General features: G+C 55.9%; 20 protein-coding genes. 11 read left to right on the top strand and 9 right to left on the bottom strand.

All coding sequences use genetic code 11. The features are described 5' to 3' along the window. Positions 1 to 2: 2 nt before the first annotated feature. The 5 genes from BLV11_RS06945 to BLV11_RS06925 all read right to left on the bottom strand — a co-directional run bounded on the left by BLV11_RS06945 (position 3) and on the right by BLV11_RS06925 (position 3,719). The gene (locus tag BLV11_RS06945) at positions 3 to 941 is read right to left on the bottom strand and encodes an NAD-dependent epimerase/dehydratase family protein (RefSeq protein ID WP_091812267.1); all 939 of its coding nucleotides are present in this window, start codon (positions 939 to 941) and stop codon (positions 3 to 5) included. A gap of 126 nt (positions 942 to 1,067) precedes the next feature. After that, positions 1,068 to 1,508, bottom strand: a complete 441-nt coding sequence (locus BLV11_RS06940; RefSeq protein ID WP_091812226.1) for a MerR family transcriptional regulator — start codon at positions 1,506 to 1,508, stop codon at positions 1,068 to 1,070. 294 nt (positions 1,509 to 1,802) lie between these two features. Next, a complete protein-coding gene (locus BLV11_RS06935; RefSeq protein WP_091812225.1) occupies positions 1,803 to 2,351 on the bottom strand; it encodes an outer membrane beta-barrel protein in 549 nt (182 codons plus the stop codon). 142 nt (positions 2,352 to 2,493) lie between these two features. Further along, complete coding sequence (locus BLV11_RS06930) at positions 2,494 to 3,081, bottom strand: NADPH-dependent FMN reductase (protein ID WP_091812224.1); 588 nt, start codon at positions 3,079 to 3,081, stop codon at positions 2,494 to 2,496. A gap of 26 nt (positions 3,082 to 3,107) precedes the next feature. Beyond that, positions 3,108 to 3,719 (bottom strand): acyl carrier protein phosphodiesterase, encoded by a 612-nt coding sequence (locus tag BLV11_RS06925; protein ID WP_091812223.1) that lies wholly within the window; start codon positions 3,717 to 3,719, stop codon positions 3,108 to 3,110. Between the two features lie 188 nt (positions 3,720 to 3,907). Here BLV11_RS06925 and BLV11_RS06920 point away from each other — a divergent pair, with 188 nt between their 5' ends. Then, positions 3,908 to 5,320 (top strand): TrkH family potassium uptake protein, encoded by a 1,413-nt coding sequence (locus tag BLV11_RS06920; protein ID WP_091812222.1) that lies wholly within the window; start codon positions 3,908 to 3,910, stop codon positions 5,318 to 5,320. Here the strand turns inward: BLV11_RS06920 and BLV11_RS18655 are convergent, their stop codons facing one another. Both BLV11_RS18655 and BLV11_RS06910 read right to left on the bottom strand, forming a co-directional pair. Beyond that, entirely contained in the window at positions 5,321 to 5,686 is a 366-nt protein-coding gene (locus tag BLV11_RS18655; RefSeq protein ID WP_091812221.1) for a PilZ domain-containing protein, read from the bottom strand. A 93-nt stretch (positions 5,687 to 5,779) separates the two neighbouring features. Beyond that, positions 5,780 to 6,958, bottom strand: coding sequence for a 1-acyl-sn-glycerol-3-phosphate acyltransferase (locus tag BLV11_RS06910; RefSeq protein ID WP_091812220.1), 1,179 nt, complete (start codon positions 6,956 to 6,958; stop codon positions 5,780 to 5,782). A gap of 184 nt (positions 6,959 to 7,142) precedes the next feature. Here BLV11_RS06910 and recQ point away from each other — a divergent pair, with 184 nt between their 5' ends. Together recQ and BLV11_RS06900 are read left to right on the top strand one after the other, a co-directional pair. Further along, positions 7,143 to 8,978, top strand: coding sequence for a DNA helicase RecQ (gene recQ, locus BLV11_RS06905; RefSeq protein ID WP_091812266.1), 1,836 nt, complete (start codon positions 7,143 to 7,145; stop codon positions 8,976 to 8,978). Between the two features lie 20 nt (positions 8,979 to 8,998). Continuing rightward, the gene (locus BLV11_RS06900; RefSeq protein ID WP_091812219.1) at positions 8,999 to 9,937 is read left to right on the top strand and encodes a type 2 periplasmic-binding domain-containing protein; all 939 of its coding nucleotides are present in this window, start codon (positions 8,999 to 9,001) and stop codon (positions 9,935 to 9,937) included. Between the two features lie 39 nt (positions 9,938 to 9,976). Here BLV11_RS06900 and BLV11_RS06895 read toward each other — a convergent pair whose 3' ends face one another. Beyond that, positions 9,977 to 11,866: a methyl-accepting chemotaxis protein gene (locus BLV11_RS06895; protein ID WP_091812218.1), complete on the bottom strand. Its 1,890-nt coding sequence runs from the start codon at positions 11,864 to 11,866 to the stop codon at positions 9,977 to 9,979. A 166-nt stretch (positions 11,867 to 12,032) separates the two neighbouring features. Between BLV11_RS06895 and BLV11_RS06890 the strand changes: the two genes are divergently transcribed. The 8 genes from BLV11_RS06890 (at position 12,033) to BLV11_RS06855 (ending at position 21,116) form a co-directional block, all read left to right on the top strand. Beyond that, positions 12,033 to 13,547 (top strand): bifunctional GNAT family N-acetyltransferase/carbon-nitrogen hydrolase family protein, encoded by a 1,515-nt coding sequence (locus tag BLV11_RS06890; protein ID WP_091812217.1) that lies wholly within the window; start codon positions 12,033 to 12,035, stop codon positions 13,545 to 13,547. 169 nt (positions 13,548 to 13,716) lie between these two features. After that, on the top strand, positions 13,717 to 14,115 hold the full coding sequence (locus BLV11_RS06885) for a hypothetical protein (RefSeq protein WP_091812216.1): 399 nt from the start codon (positions 13,717 to 13,719) through the stop codon (positions 14,113 to 14,115). Positions 14,116 to 14,272: 157 nt separating this feature from the next. Next, positions 14,273 to 14,875: a helix-hairpin-helix domain-containing protein gene (locus BLV11_RS06880; RefSeq protein ID WP_091812215.1), complete on the top strand. Its 603-nt coding sequence runs from the start codon at positions 14,273 to 14,275 to the stop codon at positions 14,873 to 14,875. Further along, complete coding sequence (gene selD, locus BLV11_RS06875; protein WP_091812214.1) at positions 14,875 to 17,145, top strand: selenide, water dikinase SelD; 2,271 nt, start codon at positions 14,875 to 14,877, stop codon at positions 17,143 to 17,145. Before BLV11_RS06880 ends, selD begins: the two co-directional genes overlap by 1 nt. A 124-nt stretch (positions 17,146 to 17,269) precedes the next feature. Beyond that, on the top strand, positions 17,270 to 18,139 hold the full coding sequence (locus tag BLV11_RS06870) for a putative selenate ABC transporter substrate-binding protein (RefSeq protein WP_091812213.1): 870 nt from the start codon (positions 17,270 to 17,272) through the stop codon (positions 18,137 to 18,139). Beyond that, the gene (locus BLV11_RS06865) at positions 18,139 to 18,789 is read left to right on the top strand and encodes an ATP-binding cassette domain-containing protein (RefSeq protein ID WP_091812212.1); all 651 of its coding nucleotides are present in this window, start codon (positions 18,139 to 18,141) and stop codon (positions 18,787 to 18,789) included. The genes BLV11_RS06870 and BLV11_RS06865 overlap by 1 nt, the downstream gene beginning before the upstream one ends. Positions 18,790 to 18,799: 10 nt before the next feature. Then, on the top strand, positions 18,800 to 20,266 hold the full coding sequence (locus BLV11_RS06860; protein ID WP_091812211.1) for a PhnE/PtxC family ABC transporter permease: 1,467 nt from the start codon (positions 18,800 to 18,802) through the stop codon (positions 20,264 to 20,266). A gap of 163 nt (positions 20,267 to 20,429) precedes the next feature. Further along, entirely contained in the window at positions 20,430 to 21,116 is a 687-nt protein-coding gene (locus BLV11_RS06855) for a hypothetical protein (protein WP_091812210.1), read from the top strand. Positions 21,117 to 21,171: 55 nt separating this feature from the next. On the opposite strand, the gene BLV11_RS06850 is transcribed toward BLV11_RS06855, so the two are convergent. After that, a complete protein-coding gene (locus BLV11_RS06850; RefSeq protein WP_091812265.1) occupies positions 21,172 to 21,480 on the bottom strand; it encodes a hypothetical protein in 309 nt (102 codons plus the stop codon). Between the last annotated feature and the right edge of the window lie 24 nt (positions 21,481 to 21,504).

The raw sequence follows: 21,504 nt of genomic DNA, 5'->3' as shown, positions 1-21,504 counted from the left end.
AGTTACTCCTGCCTGTGTGAGTGAGGGGCATAAATAGCGGTCAGTCCTTCCCGGTAGGTTGTTACCCTGAACTCTGGGAACCGTGCCTTGAATTTTTCTGAAATGAAGAGGTTGTCCGTCATGTAGCGGGGAAGCAGTTCCTCTGTCTCCCGTATTGTCTTGCTGGCTCTCGATGCGAGCCAGTGTTGCCAGCGCTTCAGGATTTTGTAATTACCCTTCACCCCGAATGTTTCTGCGGCCAAGGCGACGAACTGGCGGTAAGTCAGGCGATTGTCGTCACACGGCAGGTGCCAGGTCTGACCGTATGCGTCTGGTGTGTTGCCCAATAAAGCCATGGCGCGGCTGGCATCTGGGGTGAAGATCAGAGTTCTCTGGGTGTCATCGCGCAGGAATACCATTGCTGGCTTGCCTGCCAGCAGCTTGTCGATGACCGTGGTGTTGGTGATGCTTTGGGTTTGTCCCGGCCCGTAGAACTCCGGGGCTCGGCAAATCAATGCCTTTACGCGGCCCTGATCCATGGCGTCCAACAGCATCTGGGTGATCTGGGCGCGCGCCTTTCCCTTGGGGCCGTTTGGCTTGAACGGAGCATTTTCCCTCTGTGGCTCACTGGTTTGCGAGTACATATAGGTGTTATCGAAATACACCAGCTTGGCGCCATGGGCTGCGCAGGCATCGATCACATTCCGCATCATCACTGGCCAACGTTCGGTCCATATATGGGTGTCGATGGGTAACCCGGCCGTCATGTAGACGATCTCCGAGCCTTCGACGGCCTTATGGGTCTGGGCGGCATCCATCAGGTCTGCGCTGATCAGTTCATCGGTGTCGTGAATCTTCTCCGGGTTGCGGCTTACCAGGCGAATGTTGTCGGTGAAGTCGCGCTTGAGGCTGAGGGCCAGTTCACGCCCGATTTGCCCGCTAGCACCCAAAATCGTTTGCATGCGCTCTTGTTCCTGGGTCAGTTCATTCATTAAGGCGCAATCTTAAGGTTAAAGCTAACTTCAGGGTCAATCGGTAATTTAGTTGGCGAGGTTGCACGCTGATAGGGTTGGGTGGAACAGAGCGCTTTAGCCACCCTGGCTCTTGCTGGCGACCTTATTCTTTTTGCCTAGCCCGAGCTGAGTCAGAACCCGTCGGGCGTTGGTCGCGCAATCCATGTCGTCCGGCTTTGCCTCAATCTCTGCCAATACTTCGAGAAGCTGCGCCTTGCTTTGCGCAAGCCGTGCCTGGATTTCTTCAATGTCGCGGACTTTTTGCTGGAGCGATTCGAGTAAGGCGCCGTGATCCCAGTCATCCAAGTCGGCAGGCAGTAACGCTCTCAGTTCATCAAGGCTGAAACCTGCCTGCTGAGCCGTGGCGATCAACTTGAGCATGGTGACGGCTTCAGCAGGATAGGTTCTGTAACCGTTGGCTTTACGACTGACGGTTGTCAGCAGCCCAATTCGCTCATAAAAACGGATGCGGGACGGAGCGAGGCCTGTGAGTTCTGCCAGTTCACCAATTTTCACGTCAGCTCGTACCTGGGTAAATGATAGGGAGGGCTTTGACTTTAGCGCCGGGTTTCTGTTTGTACAACTGTGAACCTAAGGTGCCTGCCCGATACCATATAAAAGTGCGCATAATGTATATTATGTTAAATACTGTATAGCAACGACTAGCAAACAAACGGCGACATGCCAGAGATTCCCTGTCCGATCATCATGTCGCCGGATACAGCCATGGGCGCTGCTTCCCGGCTTTGTTCTCAAGGCGTTGCCTATACCCACAGGCAACGAATGAGTCAGCCGGGACGCCGGGGAAAATCAGAAGTGAACTGTCACACCGAGCCCGAGTCCATCCACAGTGGTGTCATTTTTGTCGAAGTAGCGCATGTATTCGATGTTCCCCGATACTTGTGGGGCCATTTCGACGTTAACGCCCAGTCCATACGAGAAATCGGATTCGTCTTCTGTAACCCTGGTAAAGAACCCTTCCCGCTCAACTTCTACGCGGGTGAACCCGAAGATGGCGTAAGGAGTTGCCGGCGATTCGTTGGCCAGATTGAGCGTTGCATAACCGCCGAAGTAGTTATCGAGGGATACATCTGCTCCGCCTGCCCGGTCGTCATCAACGCCGAACCCACCGCGGGCTTCTACGCCGAAAAATGGTGTTGCCAGAACGCCAACTTTTCCGCCAAGAACGCCGACATCAGCATCCTCGTTACCGGAATCGATGGTGATGAATGTGTAATTTATGCCGCCATAAACCCCTACATCTCCTGATTTATAAAGGCCAGCAGCTGTTGCAGGTGCGGTAGCAACAGCCGCCGCCGTAGCGCCCAGGCAAATTCCAGCGATCAGAGACTTTTTCATGTTATAGCTCCTTTCCTATATCCGTGATCGGGTGTCATCCCGATGATTGCACTGGTTTCGGGCTGATTACGAGGCCAAACGCTATGTTTAACATCGATTTAATGCGTCGTTAATCAAAAGAGTGCCGGGATTCAGGGCGGTATCAGGTCGATTTTTCGCGCAACAGCGCCTCCAGGCTGAGTTTCGGGCACACTGCATTGTTTATGTAATCGAGAAGCGAGGTCGCGGATCGCCGAATCAACGCTTCCGCACGTGGGTCCTGGCATTCGCCCTGCTCGTTAAACACCTGTTGAATCAAGGGTATGGACACTGCTAGTGGTAACGGAACTGCTCCGACGTGGGCGCAGATTGCTCGAAGCTGTTCTGTGGATTTAATCGCGCCGATGGCCCCGGCAGCGACCCCGAGTATAGCGACGGGCTTTCCTGCCAGTTTGCTGGGAAAACCCAGGTTATCGATGGCGAGTTTCATCGGGCTGCTGATGCCGCCATGGTATTCGGGTGCGGCAAGGAGGGCGCCTGTGGCCTCCTCTATGGTTGTCTGGAAAGCCTGGATTGCCTCCGGATTCCTTGCGTCAAGCCCAGGGAGCGGGAGGTCCAGCGTCGACAGGTCAATGGCGGTTACTTCGATGTCCGAGGTTTTACGCAGTTCATCAATCGCCACATTCATGGCCATGTGCGTGTAGTTTCCAGGCCGAACGCTGCCGCAAATGGTCGCTATCCTGATGGTCATCGTCACGCTCCTTCTGAGAGGCAAGGCTAAAGGTGGGGGCTCAGACTAAGCGTAGACGATGCATCTGGTTTGACACGGGTGGCGGCGACCAGGTCAGGGAAAAAGGCCAGGAAGTACTGCTCAAGTTGTTGGTCGTTTCTTTTTATTTCATCAATTGCGCCTGTGAACCGGTTGCTGAAGCGGATGCGTTCGGCGATTCGGTCAAGAACAAAGCCTATGGTATTGATGTCGCTGTATCGGGAAAGCCAGTCATCCCGGATCATGCGCCCGGTTACGACCGCCATTCGCTCAGGCATCAAATGACGGTTTGCGCTCAAATCAGCGTAGGCCTGCTCTATAAATGTCTCGATGGGAGTCGCGGAGAACTGCGACCAGTGCCGGATCAGGTAGTGGTCGAACAGCACGTCGAGCGCAACGCCTGCAAAGCGACGCCGTTGAGGTGAAAACAGGCCTTTGGCGGCTAGCACCTGCGGATGGGTGTCGGTGAAGGCGTCAACCGCTCTGTGGTGCCGTAATCCCTCAAGAACCCGATCCGGAAGTAGGTCAAGTTCTAGTCCCCGGGAAAAGTCCCCCAGCAGCGCGCCAACCCGGGATTCTGGGTCGCCTGGTGCCAGGTAAAGGTGGGCAAGGTGGTTCACATTGGGTTCCGGAAATCAGGTCACGCTATACTTCCCCACTCTGCGCCATCTCGACGTGCAATTCAAATAACCCCTGGGATGATTGCAGTCGGGTAATGTCGAGGGTATGCTGGCGCTCGACTCTGTAGATGGTCAAGATAGAGCGTCCCTTGAGAAACCTTCATCCCGTAATCTTTATTGTCAGTGTGATGTTTGTGCTGTTGAGCATATTCATGACGCTCCCTCCCCTGCTTCTTCTCAATGCCGACGCACCGAATGCCATGGCGTTTGGTGAATCTGCGGCGATTGTGTTTGCCATGGGGCTGGCCGGGATATTGGCTTCCTACGGTAAATCGAGAGACCTGAAGCCCCGCTATATGTTCGTGCTGACGGTATTCAGCTGGCTGGTTATCTCTCTTGTGTCGGCCATGCCCTTCTATCTTAGCGATAGCGGGATTTCGGTGACGGATGCGATTTTTGAGTCAACCTCTGGGATTACCACCACGGGCGCCACGGTGCTGGTCGGTCTGGACTTCATGGATCAGGATCTGCTGCTCTGGCGATCGATACTGCAATGGATTGGCGGTATCGGGATTATCGGTATGTTCGTCGCGGTACTCCCGTTCCTGCGGGTTGGCGGTATGAGGCTGTTTGCCACAGAGTCGTCTGAATGGACTGATAAGGCATTGCCAAGAATGAAGACCCTTAGCCGCGGGCTTCTGCTGGTGTATGTGGTTTTCAGTGTTGTTGCTGTGCTGGTGTACTGGGTGTCTGGCATGTCGCTGTTTGATGCGTTCAATCACGGCCTCACCAGTATTGCAACCGGCGGCTATTCAACCTCCGACCTGTCAATGGGTAAGTTTGATTCAGACCTGATCCTTCTGGAAGCTACTCTGTTCATGGCTATTGGCGGCATGCCGTTTTTCCTGTTTGTGCGGGAGATGCATGGTCAGCGCGGGGTTTTGTGGCGGGATCAGCAGGTGCGGCTGTTTGTCAGTATTCTGTTGCTTGTGCCGCTCGCCCTTACTTTCTACCGCTGGGGTGTTTCAGAGGACTTTGACTTTATATCCGGCTACATTTCGGTGTTGTTTAACGTCACGTCAGTGGTGACCACCTCTGGCTATGCCTCGGAAGACTATAGTGCCTGGGGTTCGCTCTCGTTTGTGTTGTTCTTCTTCCTGATGTTTATTGGTGGATGCTCCGGATCAACGTCTGGCGGCATGAAGATTTTCCGCTTTCAGTTGTCGCTCATCGTTCTGAAAGAGCAGTTGATGCGTCTTTTGCACCCGCGAGCGGTGCTGACAAGAAACTTCAATGGGCGCCCGGTGAGTGATGAAATCATCACCTCGATGATTGCCTATACCTTTATCTTCCTGCTTTGCCTGCTGGCTATCACGCTTGCGTTGGCAGCGCTGCACCTGGACTTTGTGACCAGTCTTTCCGGTGCCTTAAGTTCGCTGACCAATGTCGGGCCGGGGCTTGGAGCGATCATAGGGCCAGCAGGCAACTTTGCCTCGCTGCCCGATGCAGCCAAATGGATACTCTGCGCCGGCATGTTGCTCGGGCGGCTGGAAATCCTGAGTGTCGTGGTGGTGCTGTCGCCGGGCTTCTGGCGAAGCTGATCAGGACGCTATGGCCCTTTCAGTTCGGGGTCGCCCAATCAGCAGGTTGGTCTCTTTGACCCAGTTCAGTAGCGACCGGAGCACTGGTCGTTCCCGCTCGCCGCCTCCGGCGAATTGGGCGCCAATCCCTGCACACGTCTTATGGATCAGCTTTGCTTTGATGCGCTGATTCCCTGGTGCGTTGCGATCATGAAGATTGAATTCAATCTCCAGCTCTTCGTCAGGATCAAGGTTTGGGCAATGAGTGGAAATGAACAGGCCGCTTTTGCTGATGTTTCTCAGCATGCCCGTTGCGACCAGGGCCCCCTTTCGATAAATAAGCAAGGTCAACCGAGCCGGTACCCGCTTGGATCGGCGGTATTCCATATGCGTCCCCCCAGATATCCGCTGGTTATTAGATTGATGTTTTTATAGTGCCCGAAGGCCAGCGGACCGTTGCATTCGATTAAATATTGTACACTACGCTTCTTTAGTTGCCAGTGAACTTGCTACCGGGTTGGCATAAATGTCCAGCAGGAACGGATGGATTGCTTCGGGGCAGGCCTCCAGGCGGCGGTAAAGTTCCGCTTCTGCTGCTTCCAGTTCGGCCGGGCTCCAGGCTTCGGCGGTAACCAGGCTGTCCGTTGTCTCCGGTGCTGTGCTGTGTGCCCGGGGGTGCTGGCTCCGCTGCTCATAAGCGACCAGATTTGATGCGTGCAGGTGGTAATTGGCGTGCATTTCCTGATCAATTGTTGCGGCCAGATCCTTTGGGTTATCCGGTGCATTGGTGATTACCTTGCCAAAATGCACATGGACATGTCCCTTGAATCCGGTCATGCCCTTCATGATCTGCTCGCTATCCTCGCCGGGGGCCTTCGTGTATTCGCCAGTACGGGCGCGGATTTCCAGTTCTCGCGCCTTGTCTGCATCCAGAGGGTCATATTCATAGGCAATGGACACCGGGACGATGTGGAGGTTGTTCATCACGTCGCTGAATGACAGGCCGCTTTTCTTCTGGCTCATATAGAACATCTTGATAATGGCCGGGTCGGTCTTGTCCAGTCCGTCCTTTGCCCGCCCTTCCCTCTGGGCAATCCAGATGCTGTTGTTGGTTTCCAGGCTGTGATTGATAAAGCCGGAAAGCATCTGGAAGGCATCCCGCATCTCCCTTGGGCTTTGCAGGTTGCGGCGCACAACGAAGCTCTTGTTGAGCCTCATCAGTTCAGCAAATGCCGGGTTTTCGAGCAGGTTGTCGCCAATAGCGATCCGGGTGGTGGCGAAGCCTTTGTCATAAAGGAGGAAGTTAACCGCCAAAGGGTCAAACACGATGTCCCTGTGGTTGGATACAAACAGGTAGGCCTTGTCTTTATCGAGGTTTTCAAGGCCGCTTTGTGTCACCCGGGTGGTGGTGTTTTCTATCAGGTGTGTCACATGCTCATAAAGTGCCGCCTGAATATCATCAATACGTTCCATGCCTGAAAAACGGGCAAGGAGCCACTGACGGATCCGCTGGCGAATCAGGCCCGGAAACCACCGGCTGATGGTCGGGTATTTGAAACGGGCGATGAGATCAAGGAATTCAGAGTCGTTTACCAGCCGATCCAGTGCGCTGGCTGTCTCTTCATCGGTATACGGACGAATCGCGTCAAATTCCTGCATGGAGTTCCTGTTGTCGTGTTCTCTTTGTTATCTGCCGTCTACGGCAGCGAGGCCTTGTCGTGATGGCTCGCAAAATGGCGCTATTGTAGCCGCTTATCCGACTTCTTGTCCGGCCTTTCTGTTATGATTCCGCGACATTCTGTTTACTTGGCTGACCAGCACCGTGATCGACCTTTCCGCGCCGATGGATTTCCAGAACCTCTCCCAGCAAAAGCCTGACAGCGGGCAACGTTCCCCGGAAGACGCTCTCAAGCAGGTGTTCGGTTACGAGCGTTTTCGTCCGTTGCAGGAAGAGATTGTTCGTACGGTCATTGCTGGCGACAACGCGCTGGTCCTGATGCCTACCGGTGGCGGCAAATCCCTGTGCTACCAGATTCCGGCACTGGTTCGTCCAGGCACGGCGATTGTGATCTCGCCGTTGATCGCACTGATGCAGGATCAGGTGGCGGCGCTCCGGCAGCTTGGGGTCCGCGCGGCCTTTCTCAACTCCACCATGGACATGCAGCAGGCCTGGGCGACCGAGAATGCACTGATGACCGGTGAGCTTGATCTTCTGTACTGTGCGCCGGAGCGGCTACTGCAGCCAAGAACCCTGGAACTGCTTCATCAGGCGTCGATTTCTCTGTTTGCTATTGATGAGGCCCACTGCGTATCCCAGTGGGGGCACGATTTCCGCTCGGATTATCTCGGGCTGGACCTGTTGGCCCATGAGTTTGCTCAGGTGCCCAGGATTGCTCTCACTGCGACGGCTGACGAGCGGACCCGTCAGGAAATAGCGCAGCGCCTTTCTCTGGTTGACGCGCGTCATTTCATCAGCGGCTTTGATCGCCCTAATATTCAATATCGGATCACGCCAAAAACCAACGCTAACAAGCAGTTGTTGGACTTTATTAAGGAAGAGCATAAAGACGACGCTGGCATCGTCTATTGCCTGTCGAGGAATAAAGTCGAAGCGACGGCTCGCATGCTCTGCGACAACGGCTACAACGCCTTACCGTACCATGCAGGACTGTCTGCCGAAGAGCGCGCGTCCAATCAGGAGCGCTTCCTGCGGGAAGATGGGGTCATCGTGGTGGCAACCATCGCCTTCGGTATGGGGATCGACAAGCCGGACGTACGTTTTGTGGCTCACCTGGACCTTCCCAAGAGTCTTGAGGCCTACTATCAGGAGACTGGTCGCGCCGGACGGGACGGTAATGCGTCTACCGCCTGGATGGTGTATGGGCTTCAGGATGTCATCAAGCTGCGCCAGATGCTGGAAGGCTCGCCGGGAAATGAGACCTTCAAGCGAATCGAGCGGCAAAAAATGGATGCGATGCTGGGCTTGTGTGAGGTTATCAGCTGTCGGCGGCAGGTTCTGCTGCGCTATTTTGGGGACGCTCTGGAGCAACCGTGCGGAAATTGTGACACCTGTCTGACCCCGCCTCAAACCTGGGATGGTACAGTGGCGGTGCAAAAAGCGCTCTCCTGTGTTTACCGGACCGGCCAGCGTTTCGGCGTTACCTATCTGATTGATGTGTTGCGAGGCAGCGAAAACGACCGAATCCGCCAATCTGGCCATCATCAGATTTCAACCTATGGTATAGGCGACGAGCTGTCGGCCAATGAATGGAAATCCGTGTTCCGGCAACTGGTGGCCAATGGCTATCTGCGGGCTGATCCCGAAGGCTATGGTGCCTTGCAGCTGACCCCTGAATGTCGCCCTCTCCTCCGCGGTGAAGCCGAGGTGTTGCTGCGCAAAGACCCTGTCCAGAAGAATGAGGGGCGGAAGCGGGGGCGTTCTGCCGCAAGCGAGCATGTCAGTGATCCTCAGGGCTGGGAAGCGTTGAGAGGTTGCCGTAAGCGACTCGCCGAGGAACAAGGGGTTCCGCCGTATGTTATCTTTCATGATGCGACCCTGTTGGAGATTCTTGAACGCAGGCCGTCATCTATGGCTGAATTGGCAGAAGTAAATGGCGTTGGCAAGGCAAAGCTTGAAAAGTATGGCGAAATCTTCCTGAAGGAGCTCGCTTCCCTGTAGTCAGGACGGAGTCTGATGATTTGATAGCGGTACCCGCACGCCCTCTCTTGCATACCCACTGGTGGTTAGGCCTGCTGCTGGCGCCACTATTCGCTGCAGCCGCTGAGGTGCCGTCGCCAGGTGTTGTGCCCGCCGTCTATCATGAATCAACCACCAAAACCTACACGCTCTGGTACCGCAACTACGACAGTCCGGCGATTCACGACCTGGTCAGTCTGGCGTTGATTAAAACGCCTGAGTATGGCGATTTCCGTATCGAGCGCAGCGTTGAGATGGTTCAGGGGCGTGCGCTGCTTGAGCTGTCGAATCCCGACCGCTCGTCCATTGATATTGCCGCTGTCGCAACCTCTGTCGAACGTGAACGGGAGCTGATGGCGATTCCTATCCCCATCGACGGTGGTTTGCTCGGTTTTCGTGTGTGTGTGGTATTGCAGGATCAGCTCGACCGGTTTGCAGGTGTTCAGTCGGTTGAAGATATGGCTGACCGAGGTTTGCGGGTTGGTCAGGGGTTGCACTGGCCAGATTCAAGCATTCTGCAGGTCAACGGCGTCGAGGTGGTGACGCATTCCCGCTACGAAACCTTGTTCCGAATGCTCAAGAATCGTCGCTTTGAATGTTTTGCGCGGGGTGTGAGCGAAGTGTTGTTCGACCTCGCCCTGGAAAATGATCCTCAATTGACCATCGAACCGACACTGTTGCTGGCCTACCCCATGCTTTCATTTTTCTTTGTCGCCCCGGATGACACTGAAACCGCCCAGCGCCTGCAGCTTGGCATGGATCGGGCCATTGCCGATGGCAGCTTCTCGCGGTTTCTTGATCGTTTCTACGGGGCTGCCCTGGAGCGACTGGATCTCGACCAGCGGCAGCTTATCCTGCTTGACAACCCCTACCTCGGACACGAATCCTCCGATATTGGGCGGCGCACGCTTGAAAATCTGCGTGCGCGTATTCGAAGGTAGTCGCGCCACCCGAAAGCGTCGCACTCTGCTCAGGCTCCCCTATACCTTGAAGCGCTCCACGTTTTGACTCAGGGCGTCTCCAACCGATGCAATCTGGCCACTGTATACATCGTTCTCACTGGCTGCCGCTGCGGCCTCCTGCGCCTGGTCCGCGATGCGGGTGATCGAGGCGTTGAGTTCTTCAGTCACCGACGTTTGCTCTTCAGACGCGGTGGCGATCTGCGAGGTCATCTGGCTGATGGAGTTGATCGCTTCAACAATGCGGTTCAGGGTTTCCATGGCATCCTGAGCCTTCTCCATGCTCACGTTGGACACGGCGGTTGAAGCCTGCATGACTTCGACTGCATCACCGGCACCTTTTTGCAGTCGCTCAATCATATTGTTGATCTCTTCCGTGCTGTCTTGGGTTCGCTTCGCCAGGCTCCGGACCTCGTCGGCGACCACGGCAAAACCTCGCCCGGCATCCCCTGCCCGGGCGGCCTCAATCGCGGCATTCAGTGCCAGCAGGTTGGTTTGCTCGGCAATGCCCTGAATGACTTCCAATACGGTGGTGATCTCGGAGACATCCTTGCCCAGGGTGTTAATAACCCCGGCAGCGGAAGAAATTTCCTGCGATAACCTTTGAACCGCATCGCGGGAGGCGGTGACCGTTTCAAGAGATCCGCGAGAATCCTCATCCACTGCATTGGCAGCATCCGCTGTTTGCTGGGCGTTCTGGGCAATCTCGCCGGCCGCGGCAGACATCTCGTTGATTGCGGTGGCAATCATGTCAATTTCCGCTTGCTGGCCGTCCACGCTGGCTCGGCTGGCACTTGCCGTTTCCCTGAGCGAAGTTACGCTGGAGCCAAGCTCCCCGGTACCTTGCTTGACGTCCCTGACGACGGCATGGATGTTGGAGACAAAGTTGTTGAAGTTGTCTGCTAGCTGCCCGATTTCATCTGTCCCATCGACGCTGAGGCGCTTGGTGAGGTCGGCCTCACCACTGGCGATTTCCGCCATGGCGGTGCCGAGATTGCGCACCGGGCGCAGCAGATAGCGGATGCCGATGTTCAGCAGTGCCAGGGTGATAACCAGTGAGATGACGGCAACAATCAGTCCAGTGGTTCGAGCCGCGCGCTGTGGCGCGTTGATCAGGGCCTCGTCGCTGAAGGTTCCAAGGTACCAGTCGACACCACGAGCCCCCTCGATGCGATGAAAGCTAACAAGCCAATTTGTGTCGCCAATGGCGTAGGAGTCAGTGGCGCCTGAAAGATCGGGGCTGGACGTCAGTAAAGCATCGATGTTGCCGCCAATCAGTTCCCGATCCGGGTGGTAGAGTACGGTTCCGTCCTTCGCTATTAACGCGGCATAACCGGTATTGGCCAGGGTGATTGGCATCAGTATGGCGTCGATGCTTTCGAGGGTAATGTCGCCCCCGACCACTCCGGCATAAACCCCGGCTGGTGCGGGTGCCAGAGACGAGATAATGATCTGATTGGTACCGGCGTCCAGATAAGGCTCGGTGAAGGAGGCTTTGCCCAGTTGCTTGGCGAGTTTGAACCAGGGGCGGGTTCTCGGGTCGTAGTCATCCGGCAGAGTGGACTCCGTTTCATCATCACGCATCAGCATGTTGCCGTTATCCTGCCCGACGTATACGTCCTTGAAGCCCACGCCGGTTGTTGTAAGTCCGAGTATCGCCCTCGCCTGGCTTTGATTTCGTGCTGTTGCCAAAGCGGCTGCGGTGGCCTCTGTTGCATCCAGTCGGGTATTTAGCCAGTCAGCGATGCTGGCCGTGCTTTGCGCAACGGTATCCGCATTGAGCGCGGCGACATAGGTGCTGGTGGTGTTTCTCAGGCGGATATCGCTCGTTAGCGCGTAGGTGCCAACCGTCAGCACCAGCAGAACACCAAAGCAAATTAAAAGTTTCTGACCAAACGAAAGGCGGTTCATCTGCATCTCTCTTGTTGTTCGCGTCCCATCTCTATGTTGAGATTAGTCGAACTGGAACGGTTCGTTAGTTAAAGAGCCTCCTTAAATTTCGACTAGAATCCTGAAAACTTAACCGGCACGCCTATATTTATCGGGTATACGACGCCTTTGCCCAGGAGATCCGCTGATGGCCCATGAAGAGCTCCACCTGAACCTCCGCAACCTCACCTCGGAGGATTACGATCAGCTACGCGTGCTGATGGATAGCATTTACGATGACATTGGCGGGGCCTGGCCCAGGGATACCATCAAGGCGCTGGTTGCGCAGTTTCCGGACGGTCAGATCTGCATCGAGGATTCGGGTGAACTGGTCGCGGTGGCGCTCACCGTAAGCGTTGAATATGACCGCTTCAGCAACCCTCACACCTATGATGACCTGATCCTCCGTAATCAGAAGATCCTGCACAATCCAAAAGGGGATTCCCTGTACGGGCTCGACGTATTTATCCATCCTGAGTACAGGGGCTACCGCCTGGGTCGTCGGCTGTACGAAGCACGCAAAGAGCTGTGCCGGTCAATGAATCTTCGCGGCATTCTCGCGGGCGGGCGTATTCCCAGCTATTTCAAGTACTCCGATCAGTACAGCCCTGAGGAATATATCCAGCGGGTGTCACGTCGTGAGATCTACGATCCGATCCTGACGTTCCAGTTGTCCAATGATTTTCAGGTTACCCGCCTGATGCACAAGTATCTGCCGGAAGATCAGAAGTCCCTGGGCTATGCGACGCTACTGGAGTGGCGGAATATTCTCTACACGCCCCCTCAGGCGGTGCTGAAAACCAAGAAAACCCAGGTACGGATGGGGGCGGTGCAGTGGCAGATGCGGGAGTTTGGATCGGTAGAAGAGGTTCTGCGTCAGGTTGAGTACTTTGTCGATGCGCTCTCGAACTACAAAAGCGATTTTGCGCTGTTTCCGGAATTCTTCAATGCGCCGCTCATGGGGCTGACTGACCAGATTGATCAGACCCGGGCCATCCGTTTTCTGGCCGGCTTTACCGAGCAATTCCGCGATCAGATGTCGGAAATGGCGGTCAGTTACAACATCAACATCATCACTGGATCGATGCCGATTCTGGTCGATGATCGGGTCTACAACGTTTCGTACCTGTGTCATCGTGACGGGCGCGTTGATGAGCAAATGAAAATTCACATTACCCCCCATGAGCGCCGGGACTGGGTCATTGAAGGGGGTGATCTGTTTAACGTGTTTGAGACGGACGCAGGTCGTGTGGCGATCATGATCTGTTATGATATCGAGTTTCCTGAGTTGGGGCGGATGGCGGCCGAGGAGGACGTGGATATTATCTGCGTCCCATTCTGGACCGACACGAAAAACGGCTACCTGCGGGTCCGGCATTGTGCCCAGGCCAGGGCCATTGAAAACGAATGCTATGTGGTGATTACCGGAAGTGTCGGAAACCTGCCCAAGGTGGAGAACCTGGATGTACAATACGCGCAGTCATCGGTGTTTTCGCCGTCGGACTTTGCGTTTCCTCACGATGCGGTGATGGCCGAAACAACGCCTAATACTGAGATGATCATGTTCTCTGACCTCGACCTGGAAAAGCTGAAGCTGGTTCGTAACGAAGGTTCGGTGACCAATCTCAAAGACCGGCGGCGGGAAATATACCGGTTCCAGTAGTGTCTGTGAGTCGAATCGGCGGGAGGCCTGCGTTGATGAACTGCATGAGCCTCCCATTCTATCGGGTTGAGATCATTGCAAAATGAACCGGCCATGACTATTGTTTAACCAGTCAGTGGCTCAGGTGCCCAGTGGGCGGCGCCGACGAAAGATTATGGATAACGTATAAATGAACGAAGCGATACCGGATCTTATTGCCTGTTTCCAGATCAGGCATGGTCTATTCAAAAAGGAAGTCGTCGAAGCCCAGCTCTTTGATTTAAATCAATTTGGTTGCGTACTGAAAACCGATAAAGTGTTCAATCCCGGTGATACTCTTCAGTTGGAATTGGTCATGGACATGCCCATAGAGAACATTCGTGCCAAGGGTGTTAGCGGGCTTGTGACCGAGCGCAGAAAGCACTGCAGCAATTTCTTCTACTCTATTGATTTTATTAAAAATGATGATGGTCCGAGCTCAACCATTTGTGATCAGCTCAAGCGAATCCGCGATATCGTCCGGAAAAAGCAGTCATTGCGTTCGAGGCGATCTTCCGGTCCGTCATCAAGTATAAGGCAATTGGCCTGACCTTAATGCCGTTGGTCCCGCCCTGCTCCAGCACTCTGGAGTTTTGACAATAATTTGTTGTAATACAAAGCACCGACAATAAAAACGCTGGTGAACAGCGGTAGTAGTTGTAAGGCAGATTTAGCTGAAACACTGACACATTCGGGAGATAGCCATCATGGCGAAAAAAGAAAAGCCTAGCGTCGACAAGATCGTCAAAAAGGTGAACAAGGAATTTGAAAAGACCTCTGCGCAGATCGAAAAACTGATCAATGATGCGCTCAAGCAGTTCGATAGCCTGCAGAACCAGATCCAGGACCCCGTTAAAAAGCTGCTGCGCGAGATTGATGATCTGCGTGAACGTGAAATGAAGCGTTTCCATGACGAAATGGAGCGTCGGCTGGGTGAATTCCAGGATATTCAGAATGCGGTTATGGATCGCCTGGGGATCGCCAGCAAGACCGCAGAGAAGGCTTCTGTCGCCAAATCTCCAGCCAAGGCAACCGGTGGCGCCAAGGCAAAACCGGCTGCAGCCAAGAAGCCTGCGGCGAAAAAGGCTCCGGCCAAGAAGGCTGCGCCTGCAGCCAAGGCTCTCAATAAGAGCGACCTGACCCTCGTGAAGGGCATCGGTCCTGCGACCGCCAAGAAAATGGCCGACCTGGGCATTAACAGCATTGACCAGATTGCAAACCCGTCTGCCGCCGAGAAAGAAAAGCTGCAGGCGTTTGCAAAGATGAAGGGTTTTGATCAATGGTCCGGTGAAGCCAAGAAACTGCTTTAATGCATACGACCGAACAGCCTGTATTACAGGACATTGTCCTGATAGGTGGCGGTCACAGTCATGTCGGGGTTCTGAGGCATTTTGCGATGAACCCCGTTCCTGGCGTACGCCTTACCCTGATTTGCCGCGACACCCACACCCCCTACTCCGGCATGCTGCCTGGCTATATCGCCGGACATTACGACTATGACGACGTTCATATTGATCTCAGTTGCCTGGCTGAGTTCGCTGGAGCGCGTTTTTTCCGTGATGAGGTCGTAGGCCTGGATCGTAACGCCCAACAAGTGATCTGCCGCAGCAGGCCTGCGGTGCCCTATGATCTGGTCTCCATTAACATCGGGTCATCCCCCCAGCTTTCCGGTGTGGGCGGAGCGGCCGAGCACGCCATTGCCGTCAAACCTATTCATGGCTTCGACAGTCATTGGCGGCAATTACTGGAGCGCATGTCTGCGCATATCGGCCCTCTGTCCATTGCGATTGTTGGGGCTGGTGCCGGCGGGGTCGAGCTGACCCTTGCCATGCAGTATCGATTGCAGCGCCTGTTTGCCCAGCGCGGGGTTGACCGGGGACAGCTGCAGTTCCATCTGATCGACTCGGCCAGCCAAATTCTACCGACCCACAACGCCCGAGTGCGCCGTACCTTTGAGTCTGTATTGAGTGAGCGGAGCGTACAGGTCCATCTTGGTGCCGCGGTCCAGGAAGTGGCGCCTGCTCAGGTGGTGCTCGCAAACAGTAACGTCATACCGGTAGACGAGGTGCTCTGGGCAACCAACGCTGCAGGCCAGTCCTGGCTGAAAGAGGCCGGGCTGGACCTCGACCTGCGGGGCTTCATCAACGTTACAGATACCCTGCAAAGTCCGGCAGACCCTCGGGTGTTCGCCGCAGGCGACATCGCTGCAATGATGAACCACCCCCGGGAAAAGGCCGGCGTTTTTGCGGTTCGCCAGGGGCGCCCGCTCGCCGATAACCTTGCCCGCGTCGCACAGGGCCTGGAGCCCAAACCCTATCGTCCTCAAAAACGCTGGCTGGCGCTGATCAGTACCGGCAATCGTTACGCTGTCGCCTCCAGAGGGAATCTGTTTGCCCGGGGGCAGCTGCTCTGGCGATGGAAAGACTGGATCGATCGACGCTTTATGGCGCGTTTTAACGATCTGCCTGAGATGCAGCCCCCGGCAGCCAGCGTTGACACCACGGCCGCCGTTAGCCAGCAGGACGCCTCGCAGGCGATCTCCGCACTTGCCATGCGCTGTGGCGGATGCGGCGCGAAGGTTGGCAGTACCGTGCTATCCCGGGCGCTTGGCAAGCTGCAGCCGGTTGCGCGGGATGACATCCTGGTTGGCCTGCACTCGCCAGATGACGCTGCGGTACTTACGGTGCCTCCGGGCAAAGCGGTTGTTCATACCGTCGATTTTTTTCGCGCATTCATTGATGACCCCTACATTCTTGGAAAGGTAGCGGCTAATCACAGCCTTGGTGACATCTTTGCCATGGGTGCGGAGCCTCAAAGCGCCACCGCGATTGCGACGGTGCCTTACGGTATTGAGTCAAAAACTGAGGATGTCGTCTTTCAGATGATGTCGGGGGCGATTGAGGTTCTTAATGCGGCTGGTTGTGCGCTGGTGGGTGGCCATACCGGCGAGGGTCAGGAGCTTGCGCTGGGCTTCGCCGTTAATGGCTTAATCGATCCGGATCAGGTGCTGAGCAAAGGCGGGTTGCGCCCGGGCGATTGCCTGGTGCTGACCAAGCCCGTTGGAACAGGCACGCTGTTCGCCGCTCATGGGCGACTGCAGGCCAAAGGCCGCTGGATTGATGAGGCGCTTGAATCGATGCAGGTCTCTAATCAGGCCGCCGCTGGGTGCCTGCGCGAACATGGTGCGCAAGCCTGCACGGACATCACGGGGTTCGGGGTGCTAGGGCATCTAATTGAGATGACCAAGCCTTCGGGTGTCGACGCAGAGCTCGATCTCTCAGCCCTCCCCGTGCTGGCAGGTGCGGAAGAGACCGTGGCAGCCGGGATACTCAGCTCATTGCAGCCTGCAAATGTGCGCTCGCGACGTGGCATTCGCGATCTGGAGCGTTGGGTAAAGCATCCGCGTTACCCGCTTCTGTTTGATCCCCAGACTGCTGGTGGGTTGCTGGCAGGTATTCCTGAATCCCGGGTCGAATCCTGTCTTCAGCAGTTGCATTGCCTTGGCTATCCTTCGGCTGTGGTTGTTGGCCGGATTTCTGCTCAGTCCGATCAGTTAGAGCCCATCACCCTTCGGGAATAGCGCCCGGGCGATTTTTTCCAGTGCGGCATCTACATTGCCAGGGCGTTTCCCGGTATCCTTGTTGCCCTTTTAAATTGCGGGTTATTGCGCCCCAATACGCGATTAAATGACCAGGGATGTTCCCATGCTGCGATCACTGACCCTCCACTGTTTGCTGGTGCTAACGTTTGTTTTTCCATTCTCTGCATCTACTCTGGCGGACACGTTTGTGTTTACCGCCATTCCTGATGAAGATGAAACCCGGTTGGTTGAGCGCTTCCAGGGTGTGGCGGACTACCTGTCCGAGCAGCTCGATGTGGATGTTCGCTATATCCCGGTGAAGTCCTACGCTGCCGCGGTTACCGCATTTCGTAACAATCAGGTCCAGCTTGCCTGGTTTGGTGGTTTGTCTGGCGTTCAGGCCCGTCGCCTGGTTCCGGGGTCTGAAGCGCTCGCCCAGGGGCTTGAGGATCAGGCCTTTGAAACCTACTTCATCGCCCATCGTAATACCGGCCTCTCAGAGTCAGACGCCCTGCAGGAGGATCTTCGCGATCGCACGTTCACCTTTGGGTCCAAGGGTTCAACGTCCGGCCGCCTGATGCCTGAGCATTTCGTGCGAGAGCACTTTGAAGCAGCCCCGGAAGAGGTTTTCTCCCGTGTAGGATTCAGTGGAAACCATACCCGAACACTGCGTCTGGTTGAGGCGGGTACGTTTGAGGTTGGCGCGCTCAACTTTCAGGTGTGGGAGAAGGAGCTGGCAGACGGCAACATCGATACCGAGGCCGTCAGTGTAATCTGGCGTACCCCGAGTTACCCGGACTATCAATGGACGGTCCGTGGGGATGTGGATGAGCGTTTCGGCGCTGGCTTTAAGGACCGGGTTCGCCAGGCGCTGCTTGATCTCGACGACCCTGAACTGCTGGCCAGCTTTCCCCGCACCCGATTTATTCCGGCCGAAAACGCAGATTATGAGCCGATTCGTGTGGTTGCTGAGCAGATTGGTATCCTCGATTAATGACCGTCATTGCGCTTAACGAGCTATCAGCATCCTTCAACGGCAGGCGGGTACTCGGCCCGCTTTCCCTTGAGGTGAATGCAGGTGAGCGCGTGGCGCTGGTCGGCAAAAGTGGTGCGGGTAAATCCACCCTGCTAAAACTGGCCTGGGAACACTGCGGGCCAGAGATTGCCCTGGTGCCACAGGATCTTGGTCTGGTGCCCGCGCTGTCGGTGTTCCATAACGTCTACATGGGCCGGGTAAATCAACGTTCCAGCTGGTACAACGCCCTGACGCTGCTCCGCCCTTTCAGCAAGGACCGTCAGGCGGTCGGCACCATCCTGAAACGCCTGTCGATTGCTGACAAGCAGTGGTCCCCACTGGCCTCGCTGTCAGGCGGCCAGCGGCAGCGGGTCGCCATTGCCCGCGCGATCTATCAGGGTGCAGGCACCCTGATCGCTGATGAGCCGGTCTCAGCCCTTGATGGGCCGCTGGCTGACAAGGTGATGGCGCTGCTTAATGAGCATTTCAACAGTTACCTGATTGCCCTGCATGATGTCGACCTGGCCTTGAGATATTGTGACCGGATTGTTGGTGTCGCCGATGGCATGATTGCGCTGGACGAGCCCAGCAGCCGGCTGAGTAAGGCCGACATCCTGCCGCTGTACTGACGGGCCAGCCATGTTCTCGTTCCCCACCGTCCGCGTCAGTCTGTTTTTCATCGTCATTGCCGTTGGCTGCCTGCTGCTGGCCGATCTGTCCATCAGTGCTGCCAACCCGTGGAAGGATTTGGGTAATTTCTTCCTCGGACTCGTTACGCCGGATTTCTTCTCGTACCAAGGGCTGGCAACGGCGCTGCTGCGCACGCTCGCCTTCGCCTTTGTTGGCGTGGCACTGGGCAGCGCGGTCGGGTTCCTGCTCGCACTGGCCTACCGCTGGAGCGCGGTACGGATCTTCTGCGGGACAATACGCGCGGTGCATGAGTTGTTCTGGGCGCTCATCTTTCTCCAGTTTTTTGGCTTTCATCCGCTAACCGGAGTGCTCGCTATAGCGATCCCCTACTCCGGTATATTCGCCAAGGTTTATTCGGAGATTCTTGACGAAGTTGATCCGGAGCCTGCAAGGGCGCTTCCCAAGGGAACGGGGCTGATATCGACGTATCTGTTCGCTCTGCTCCCCCAGTGCTGGGAACAGATCAAGACTTACACGGCTTACCGGCTGGAATGCGGGCTTCGATCGAGTGCTGTGCTTGGCTTCGTCGGGCTGCCCACGCTTGGCTTCTACCTGGAATCGTCCTTCGCACAGGGGCTGTATTCCGAAGCAGGGGCGATGCTGATCCTGTTTTACGTGGTCATCGCGACGATCCCCCTCTGGCTTCGCCGCCAGACACTGCCGTTTTTCCTGATCGCTGCCCCTTTCTGTCTGGGGGAAGGTTTTCCGATCATCTGGGATAATGTCTCGCGCTTTTTCACGGAGGATATCATTCCAGCCCCTCTGCGTCATGGCGATGGGCTTGCTGGTCTGTTCGATTGGGGCGCGGATATTCTCATCACCGAAGCCATGCCTGGTATCTGGAATACACTCCTGCTGACTCAAATGGCGTTGGTGCTGACCGGAATCATCGCGCTGATGACGTTCCCTCTGATTTCCACGCAGTTTGGCCGGCCTGCCGGGCGCCTGGGTGGTCACGTGTTCCTGGTTATTCTGAGGTCAACTCCAGAGTACATGCTGGCCTACATCCTGCTGCAGGTCTGGGGCCCTTCAATGCTCCCTGCGGTGGTCGCCCTGGCCTTGCACAACGGCGGAATCATTGGCCACCTGGTTGGCCGTCAGTCCAGTAACCTGTCGCTCAGGGCGGATGCGCCCCGGGGGCTGAACCGGTACGGCTATGAAATCGTTCCCCGGGTGTACCGATCCTTTCTTGCCCTGCTGTTCTATCGCTGGGAAATCATCATGCGGGAGACCGCCATACTCGGCATTCTGGGGATCTACACCCTCGGCTTTTTTGTCGACAGTGCAATCCAGAACATCCAGTTCGATCGGGCACTTGTTCTGATCGCCATTACGGCCCTTCTCAACATCGGCATCGACAAGCTGTCCCGGGTGATTCGCCGACGGCTGGCGCTGCAAACCCTGCCCACCTGCTAGCTGTCCTTTCGAGCGAGAACTGGCCCGCGCTTGCTCTGCTGGCTGCATCACAGTTCCGGCGTTGGCCGAAGTAAAACCCTGAAAACCGGAAGGTGTTCCCTTGGAGGCTTGTTACAAGTTGTTACAATGGATGGAGATATAGTCATTAATACCTAGGGATACCATGTTTGAAAGCCTGATTGTTGTGGTGGCTGAATTGGGTCTTGCGAGCCTGTTCTTCATGCTGGCCTATCGCATGACGGGTCTGGCGAAGCGCGAGACCTTTGCACTCCCGGCCTGGGCAGCGTCTTCGGGGGCATTCTCAGAGTCCCCGGCCGCTTTCCGGGAAAGCGACCGTCAGGTATCCCTTAGCCCTGGTCGCGACGACCGGGAGAGTGGAGCTTGCGACTTGCCCGGTGGGTATCCCCGGTACTCATTTCCGCAGGCAAAGGCCTCAGGCCGGATTCGCGTTAACGGCTTATCGGACCGTGCCGAACTGATTACCCAGCTGCACATTCTTTTTGGGCTCCAGGATCGAGTCTGCCGTCAGCACCACTTTGTGCTCAAGGAATCACCGCGTGCCATTCAGCATTACACGGCAGCCTGGTTATACGGTGCGGCTAACGCGTTGGCAGCGCCGAATGAGCGGCATTCCAGCGAGCTGGTCCAGGTCGTCTGTCAGTTGCTTGAGCGGAAAATCGGGATCGACATGGGCGATGCATCGCAAGTGCTTTCAGGTCTGACCCGCTGCAGCATCGGGCTTGCCTGCTATCGCTGTGGGGTTGAGGGCGCAGAGCATTGGCAGGAGCACCACTTCATTCCAAATGACTGCGCCCTGAACACGGCACTCACCAGTAACGCCTTTATCTAAGCGCGACCGCAGGTCAAATCTGGCGGGCCTTAACGTTGACCAGCATCGGCCTGGGTCAGGACGACGATGCACGATTGCCGATCAGGGTCCAGTTGCAGCCAATCTGAACGGCCTCCCCGGTATCTGTGGGTCCGACAGGAACGCCGATGACCTCAGGGCGGGAGAAAGAGCCATCGGGCTGGCGCGTCATGGACGCCACATCAACAGAATTCACCTGATATTCCCGGCCATGCGCCTGCACCCTTGAGCGGTGACTGAGCCCATACACAAAGCGGCAGTAATCGAGCTTCAGCTGCAGGAGGTCCTGCTCTGCCTTGTGAATCTTTCTGAGCAAAACGTTCTTGATACCGTCTGCGTAGTCCATTCTGTAATCGTCCTTGATGACCAT

Source organism: Marinobacter mobilis, from assembly GCF_900106945.1.
Taxonomy (GTDB): domain Bacteria; phylum Pseudomonadota; class Gammaproteobacteria; order Pseudomonadales; family Oleiphilaceae; genus Marinobacter; species Marinobacter mobilis.
The sequence above is the reverse complement of the archived record's forward strand: the minus strand, read 5'-3'. Positions and strand labels throughout refer to the sequence as shown.

What these genes read in the sequence shown, in the direction of transcription:
- BLV11_RS06885 (WP_091812216.1), top strand. Translation starts at nt 13,717, where the DNA reads ATGAACGAAGCGATACCGGATCTTATTGCCTGTTTCCAGATCAGGCAT.
- BLV11_RS06870 (WP_091812213.1), top strand. Translation starts at nt 17,270, where the DNA reads ATGCTGCGATCACTGACCCTCCACTGTTTGCTGGTGCTAACGTTTGTT.
- BLV11_RS06945 (WP_091812267.1), bottom strand. Translation starts at nt 941, where the DNA reads ATGCAAACGATTTTGGGTGCTAGCGGGCAAATCGGGCGTGAACTGGCC.
- BLV11_RS06930 (WP_091812224.1), bottom strand. Translation starts at nt 3,081, where the DNA reads ATGACCATCAGGATAGCGACCATTTGCGGCAGCGTTCGGCCTGGAAAC.
- BLV11_RS06855 (WP_091812210.1), top strand. Translation starts at nt 20,430, where the DNA reads ATGTTTGAAAGCCTGATTGTTGTGGTGGCTGAATTGGGTCTTGCGAGC.
- BLV11_RS18655 (WP_091812221.1), bottom strand. Translation starts at nt 5,686, where the DNA reads ATGGAATACCGCCGATCCAAGCGGGTACCGGCTCGGTTGACCTTGCTT.
- BLV11_RS06860 (WP_091812211.1), top strand. Translation starts at nt 18,800, where the DNA reads ATGTTCTCGTTCCCCACCGTCCGCGTCAGTCTGTTTTTCATCGTCATT.
- BLV11_RS06920 (WP_091812222.1), top strand. Translation starts at nt 3,908, where the DNA reads ATGTTTGTGCTGTTGAGCATATTCATGACGCTCCCTCCCCTGCTTCTT.
- BLV11_RS06850 (WP_091812265.1), bottom strand. Translation starts at nt 21,480, where the DNA reads ATGGACTACGCAGACGGTATCAAGAACGTTTTGCTCAGAAAGATTCAC.
- recQ (WP_091812266.1), top strand. Translation starts at nt 7,143, where the DNA reads ATGGATTTCCAGAACCTCTCCCAGCAAAAGCCTGACAGCGGGCAACGT.
- BLV11_RS06890 (WP_091812217.1), top strand. Translation starts at nt 12,033, where the DNA reads ATGGCCCATGAAGAGCTCCACCTGAACCTCCGCAACCTCACCTCGGAG.
- BLV11_RS06910 (WP_091812220.1), bottom strand. Translation starts at nt 6,958, where the DNA reads ATGCAGGAATTTGACGCGATTCGTCCGTATACCGATGAAGAGACAGCC.
- BLV11_RS06865 (WP_091812212.1), top strand. Translation starts at nt 18,139, where the DNA reads ATGACCGTCATTGCGCTTAACGAGCTATCAGCATCCTTCAACGGCAGG.
- BLV11_RS06880 (WP_091812215.1), top strand. Translation starts at nt 14,273, where the DNA reads ATGGCGAAAAAAGAAAAGCCTAGCGTCGACAAGATCGTCAAAAAGGTG.
- selD (WP_091812214.1), top strand. Translation starts at nt 14,875, where the DNA reads ATGCATACGACCGAACAGCCTGTATTACAGGACATTGTCCTGATAGGT.
- BLV11_RS06935 (WP_091812225.1), bottom strand. Translation starts at nt 2,351, where the DNA reads ATGAAAAAGTCTCTGATCGCTGGAATTTGCCTGGGCGCTACGGCGGCG.
- BLV11_RS06895 (WP_091812218.1), bottom strand. Translation starts at nt 11,866, where the DNA reads ATGAACCGCCTTTCGTTTGGTCAGAAACTTTTAATTTGCTTTGGTGTT.